We start from the raw sequence: 6,644 nt of genomic DNA, 5'->3' as shown, positions 1-6,644 counted from the left end.
GGATGGTCGGCTTGTCGACAATCGGCAGCATCTCCTTGGCCAGCGCCTTGGTGGCCGGCAAAAAGCGGGTGCCGAGCCCCGCGGCCGGAATCACGGCCTTGCGAACTTTCATGTGAAATCCCTCCATGTCTGTGATAACCCAACCATACCTTAATCGGTCCGAAATTGGTAGGAAAAGCGCAACAGAGCGGTGCTTAGCGGATACCGCGGCGGCTGTCAAGGGGGCGGCCGCGAGCGGGTTGCACAAGTTCAAGAAAAAACTTATCAAAATACAGGAAAACAAATTTAAATTTTGAAACTAAGCCGAAAAGGCCGGTTAAACTCGTTCAGCGCATTTGTTATACATTTTGCGGAAATTGATCAATAAATAACGACGACCCGTTGTCTGCTCAGCTGGGGCGACAGGTCGTGTCGCGGGTAAACGGTTCGTCATCTCAGTTATTCAAACCGTTTGCATAAATGCAAAGGAACAATCTCCGAATACCTGTGTTTTTGTTTTGAATACTGATATTGTTCAATTATAAAAATGACATCGTCTGATTAGAATTGTTTTGACGAAGGTGCAAATGAGCATTATAATCTGGGTTAGTGACGTGGCTCGTCTGGGCTGCTGTCTCACAGGTGTTTCTACTATTATATTCCACTTAGGGGGAGAATAAGCACATGAGCAATCGTAATGGTGCAAAGAAACTTTATAAGGCGCACAAAACCTGGATCGCCGCAGGGGTTGCCGCCGCAACGCTGCTGAGCGTCCAGGCACTTGGCGGGCAACAAGTATCTGCTGCTGCCGGCGACACAACCACTACTGCGCAGGCTGCCGTCACCAAGGCTGACTTGCTGGCAACCATCCAGAAGGCCAAGCAGGCCGTTAGCCAGTACGGTGTTGGTAACCAAACAGACCCAGCCACTGGCAAGAGCTTCTACGGTGACTTCGATGCCGTTTCCGGCCAGGTCAACAGCGGGGCCATCACACCACGCGTGCCGAATTGGTCGCTGCGCTGAAGCCAGCCGTTGAGAGCCTCAACAACACGTTGAAGAACACCTACAAGGCTATCCTTGGCGCTAACGGCAACCTGACCGATGCCAAGACCGGCCGGACCTTCAACGGTGACATTGACTACCTGTTCAACTCCAGCTTCAACGCTGACGGCGAATTGGCTTCTACCAAGTCTGCTGCTGATGCCTTCGTTGCTGCTGCTAAGGCTGCGGCCAAGGCTGCCGATGACGCTGCCACCGCGCTGAAGGAGTCCAACGCGAAGACCGCATACCAGATCGACTACATCGAATACGGTACCGGCAACATTCTGGCTTCCAAGACAATCTACGATCAGGCCGGCACGTCCATCGACGAGTACGAGTCTACCATCAAGGATAACGTTCCTGCAGGCTACGTGATTAGCGCCAAGGGAACCAGCTACGATCCGACCTTCATCAACTATAAGGATCCGACTGTTCAAAAAGTAACCGGCAAGTCTGCTGCAACAATCAGCAAGGCTCACATCTATGTGAACAAGAAGGCTGAATCTGCGGTTGGCACCACGACTTACCAGATTGACTACATCGACGGCGCGACTGGCAAGATCCTGAGCTCCAAGCGCGTTTACGACCAGGCTGGTGCTTCCATCGATAAGTACGAATCCGCTATCAAGAGCGGCGTTCCGGAAGGCTACACCATCGATACCGGTCGCTCAAGCTACGATCCTTCCTTCGTTGACTACACGGGCACCGCAACGCCGAAGAAGCTGAGCAAGGCTTACATCGTGGTTAACGGCAAGGCTGCGGTTGATACGGACTTTGGTACCGGCGATCGCACGACCCATGTTGAAGACACCGACGCTATTTACGCTGACGGCTACAAGTACGGCGAAACCGGCGCAACCCTTCCTTCTCTTGCTGGCAAGTCCGAGGCTTACAAGGCTGCCTTTGCACGGGGCTTCAACGCTGGTGCTGCCGTTCGCGGCGAAAAGCTTGCAGCTTACAAGGCTGGCTACCAGTACGGCGAAACCGGTGCGGTTTTGCCTGACCTGGCCGGCAAGTCTGACGACTACAAGACGGCCTTCTCCGGTGGTTTCACCGAAGGCGGTAAGGTTTACGCCGACAAGTTGGCTGGGACCAAGGCTGGCTACCAGACCGGCGTGACCGGCGCAACGCTGCCATCTCTTGACGGCAAGTCCGACGCCTACAAGGAAGCCTTCTCCAAGGCTTACACCCAGGGCTTCGCAGGTCACTTGGCTGTTCTTGATGCCAAGGCTACCCAAGACGCAACGACCGAGGCTAACGCTGAAGCTGCTGCTGGCTACAAGGCTGGCTACCAGTACGGTGAAACCGGTGCGGTTCTGCCTGATCTGGCCGGCAAGTCCGACGCCTACAAGGAAGCCTTCTCCAAGGGCTTCACGGATGGCGGCAAGGTTTACTCCGACAAGCAGGCTGGCTACAAGGCTGGCGTTCAGTACGGTGAAACCGGTGCGGTTCTGCCTGATCTGGCTGGCAAGTCCGACGCCTACAAGGAAGCCTTCTCCGCTGGCTTCACCAAGGGCGGCGAGACCTTCGCTGACACCCTGGCTGGCACCAAGGCTGGCTACCAGACCGGCGTAACCGGCGCAACGCTGCCTTCTCTTGATGGCAAGTCCGACGCTTACAAGACGGCCTTCTCCAAGGCTTACACCCAGGGCTTTGCAGCTCACCAGGCAATTCTTGAAGCCCAGGCTGCTCAAAACGCGACGACCAAGGCTAACGAAGACAACGCCTCCTTCACCGCTTACAAGGCTGAAGAAGCTGCTCAACTCGCCAAGGATGTTGCGGCTAAGAACGCTGCTGCCGCTGCTGCTGCGGCTGCTAAGGCTGACCAGGACAACGCCTCCTTCAACGAATACAAGTTGGGTGAAGCTTCCCGCCTGAGTGCCAAGACTGTTGCTGATGCTGGCTACAAGGCTGGCTACCAGTACGGTGAAACTGGCGCGGTTCTGCCTGATTTGGCCGGCAAGTCCGACGCCTACAAGGAAGCCTTCTCCAAGGGCTTCACGGATGGCGGCAAGGTTTACGCCGACAAGTTGGCTGGGACCAAGGCTGGCTACCAGACCGGTGTGACCGGCGCAACGCTGCCTGACCTGGCTGGCAAGTCTGACGCCTACAAGGAAGCCTTCTCCAAGGCTTACACCCAAGGTTACGCAGGTCACCTGGCCGTTCTTGACGCCAAGGCTACCCAAGACGCAACGACTCAGGCTAACGCTGACAAGGCTGCCGGCTACAAGGCTGGTTACCAGTACGGCGAGACCGGTGCGGTTCTGCCTTCTCTTGACGGCAAGTCCGACGCCTACAAGAACGCCTTCTCCGAAGGCTTCACCGCTGGCTCCGAAGTTCACTTCGACAAGCTGGCTGGCTACAAGGCCGGCTACCAGTACGGCGAAACCGGTGCGGTTCTGCCTTCTCTTGATGGCAAGTCCGACGCTTACAAGGATGCCTTCTCCGCTGGCTTCACGAAGGGCGTAATCGCGCACTTCGACGCCATGGCTGCCGCTAAGGCCAAGGCTAAGCAGGACCAAGACAACGCCTCCTTCAACGAATACAAGTTGGACGAAGCTTCCCGTCTGTCCGCTAAGTTCGCCAACAAGGGCACCGCAACGACGCCGGCTACCAAGCCTGCAACGACCACGCCTGCCGTTAAGACGCCTGCAACCACGGCTGCTGTGAAGACGACCGCTGCTAAGACCAACGATCAGACCACGGCGACCAAGAAGGACCTCCCACAGACCGGTGACGACGTGAACGTTGTCGCTTCCTCCCTGGGTGTTGTCGCAGTTGTCGGCGCATTGTTCGGCCTGGCCGGCACTTCCCTCAAGAAGCGTGCCTAATGGCTTAACCTGAACAATAAGAAGAAGCTTGCCTCCGGGCAGGCTTCTTTTTTATGCGTTAAAACGATTAAACACTTCAACTTTTTCTCCTGGAGCTAAAATTTGACGGCTACGATGACAGCGAATATCATTTTGGGCGTAGTCTTTTCATTGGGTATGTTGGCAGAACAAGGAGGAGTACGAATGGGAACTCGTAATGGCGCCAAGAAGCTCTACAAGACCCGCCGCGGCTGGGTGGCCGCAGGGGTCGTCTCCGCCGCATTGCTGTCTGCACTGATCGCCGCGCCGTCAACCGCGCAGGTCGTCCGTGCCGATGATACCGTCACCGCGGCCGCACCGGCAGACGCTCAGGCGGCGCTGGAGGCCGCCTACCAGGCCGTGATTGCAGCCGTCAACGGCGGCGACCTGACCACGCCGGCCGGCATCGCCGCGGTCAACGCCGAAGTGGAGAAGCAGGATGCGGCAATCGCCGCCGCGGTGGCGGCCGGGGCCGATCAGACGGCGATCCCGCAGGTGCTGCTGGACGGCATGACAACCGCGCTGGGCGAGCTTGGCGACAGCCAAAAAGACGCGTTGATTCAGCAGCGCCTGAACAACGTGTACCAAACGGTCATCGATGCGATTGACGGCGGCGACTTGACGACCGCGACCGGCCTTGCCGCAGCCAATGCGACCGTGGCACAGCAGGAGCTTGCGATCCGCGATGCGCTGGCCGCAGGCGCTTTACAGGCGGCGGTGCCGCAAGCCCTGCAAGATAGCATGAAGGCCGCGCTCGAGAAGCTTTCGGCGGCCGACCAACCGGGCCAGCCTGCGACACCTGCGGCTGGCGTGGCGGCGCAGGACGCGAAGGGCGCCGAGCTGGCGAAGTTCCGCGAGGACCAGGCGGCACAGACGTTCAATGACTACAAGGTGGCGGAGTCCCAGCAGCTTACGGCCGACGTGGCGGCGAAGAACGCAAAAGGGGCTGAGCTGGCGAAGTTCCGGGAGGACCAGGCGAACCAGACGTTCAACGACTACAAGACGGCGGAGAATCAACAGCTCGCAGCCGACGTGGCGGCGAAGAACGCGAAGGGTGCCGAGCTCGCGAAGTTCCGCGAGGACCAGGCGAACCAGACGTTCAACGACTACAAGACGGCGGAGAATCAACAGCTCGCAGCCGACGTGGCGGCGAAGAACGCGGAGGGTGCCGAGCTCGCGAAATTCCGCGAGGATCAGGCGAACCAGACGTTCACTGACTACAAAGCGGCGGAGTCCCAGCAACTGGCAGCCGATGTGGCGGCGAAGAACGAGAAGGGTGCCGAACTCGCGAAGTTCCGCGAGGATCAGGCGAACCAGACGTTCAACGACTACAAGACGGCGGAGAATCAACAGCTCGCAGCCGACGTGGCGGCGAAGAACGCAAAGGCCGCAGAGCTGGCGAAGTTCCGCGAAGATCAGGCGAACCAGACGTTCAACGCCTTCAAGGCGCAGGAGTCCGCGCAACTCGCCGCTGACATCGCGGCCAGAAACGCCTTGGCTGCAGCTGCGGCCAAGGCGAAGCTGGACCAAGACAATGCATCGTTCAACGAGTTCAAGCTCGGTGAGCAGTCGCGACTCTCGGCCAAGTTCGCAGGCCAAACCGGTGAGGGGACGAAACCAGGCGATGGGACCACGATCGACCCGGGTACAGGCACCACGACTGATCCTGGGACAGGCACCACGACCGACCCGGGGACCACGATTGATCCTGGAACCAAACCCGATCCAGGGACGGGCACGACAACCGAACCAGGTTCCAAGCCCGGTGACAGCTCGAAACCGGGAATGGGCCACAAGCCAAGCAGGGGGCACCGACACGGCCACAAGCCGGTGCAGGGAACGCGGCCATCGGTTCCTGTGCCAGCGGTGACGCCTGCAGTCACAACACCGGCAACCAAGGCCCAAGTGATGACCACTGCGGTCAAAGTTGGCAGTCAAACCACTGCGAGCAAGCAAAATCTGCCCCAGACAGGTGACGAGGTGAACTATGTTGCCTCTGCCCTGGGCGTCTTCGCAGTAGTCGGCGCGTTGTTCGGCCTGGCCGGGACCGCGCTCAAGAAACGCACCTAGTGGTATTTTTCATCGTTGTCGAATCGCCCTGTCAGCGCAAAGCTGCGGGGCGTTTTTGATGCCGTCGCTCAATCAAATGCGAACATAAGAACTTAATTGCAAATCTAATTTATTTACAATGATGGTTTGGTTGAAAATGAAAACGAGCGCTGTAAGCGGCCGGTTTCGGCATTTTTGAATTTTTTATGAGCACTTCGTTAAAAAATGGCGACAAATCTAGCTAATATGATTATAATGGCCATATTGCTAACCAAGGCAATTCAAATTTTTTGAAAAGCATGGAGGGGTCATTGTGAAGCTTAAGAATCGTAAATTAACGATTTTTCTGGCGAGCACCGCGGCTTTAGGGGCATTAGCGGTCTCACCATTCCTCGAGACACAAGTCAAAGCGGATATTAACGCACAGCTACAATCAATCGCCAAGACCGGCACGACTGCCACCAAGGCAGCGACGATCGCGGAAGGCACCAGCCCGGTTCGCCAGGCCATCATCGACCAGCTGGCCACCAAGGGTATCAACTACCAGACCATGACGACCAAGCAGCAGCAAAACGCTTACGTCGACGTGATCGTGCAGCTGACCGCCAAGCCGGCCGCCGAGAACGGCTCGGTCACCGCCAACTACTCCAGCACCGCCGAAATTCAGGCGGCGTCCAAGGCCGTCATCGCCGCTCAGGCCGGCGTCAAGGCCGCGGTTAAGACCGT

Annotated in this window: 5 protein-coding genes; 4 read left to right on the top strand and 1 reads right to left on the bottom strand. The window is 57.7% G+C overall.

What is annotated here, in order from left to right; all coding sequences use genetic code 11:
* On the bottom strand, positions 1 to 112 hold a 112-nt coding region (locus ACYVRZ_RS12880; protein WP_461226614.1), incomplete at its 3' end, for a sugar phosphate nucleotidyltransferase.
* A 551-nt stretch (positions 113 to 663) separates the two neighbouring features.
* On the opposite strand from ACYVRZ_RS12880, the gene ACYVRZ_RS12875 reads away from it, so the two are divergent.
* The 4 genes from ACYVRZ_RS12875 to ACYVRZ_RS12860 all read left to right on the top strand — a co-directional run.
* Entirely contained in the window at positions 664 to 1,002 is a 339-nt protein-coding gene (locus ACYVRZ_RS12875; protein ID WP_461227429.1) for a hypothetical protein, read from the top strand.
* On the top strand, positions 987 to 3,851 hold the full coding sequence (locus tag ACYVRZ_RS12870; protein ID WP_461227427.1) for an LPXTG cell wall anchor domain-containing protein: 2,865 nt from the start codon (positions 987 to 989) through the stop codon (positions 3,849 to 3,851). The genes ACYVRZ_RS12875 and ACYVRZ_RS12870 overlap by 16 nt, the downstream gene beginning before the upstream one ends.
* Positions 3,852 to 4,034: 183 nt before the next feature.
* Complete coding sequence (locus ACYVRZ_RS12865; RefSeq protein ID WP_461227425.1) at positions 4,035 to 5,939, top strand: LPXTG cell wall anchor domain-containing protein; 1,905 nt, start codon at positions 4,035 to 4,037, stop codon at positions 5,937 to 5,939.
* A 292-nt stretch (positions 5,940 to 6,231) separates the two neighbouring features.
* The coding region (locus ACYVRZ_RS12860) for a hypothetical protein (RefSeq protein WP_461227423.1) at positions 6,232 to 6,644 on the top strand (413 nt) is incomplete at its 3' end.

The organism is Lacticaseibacillus suihuaensis (genome assembly GCF_054785075.1).
This window is presented reverse-complemented; position numbering and strand designations above follow the sequence as displayed.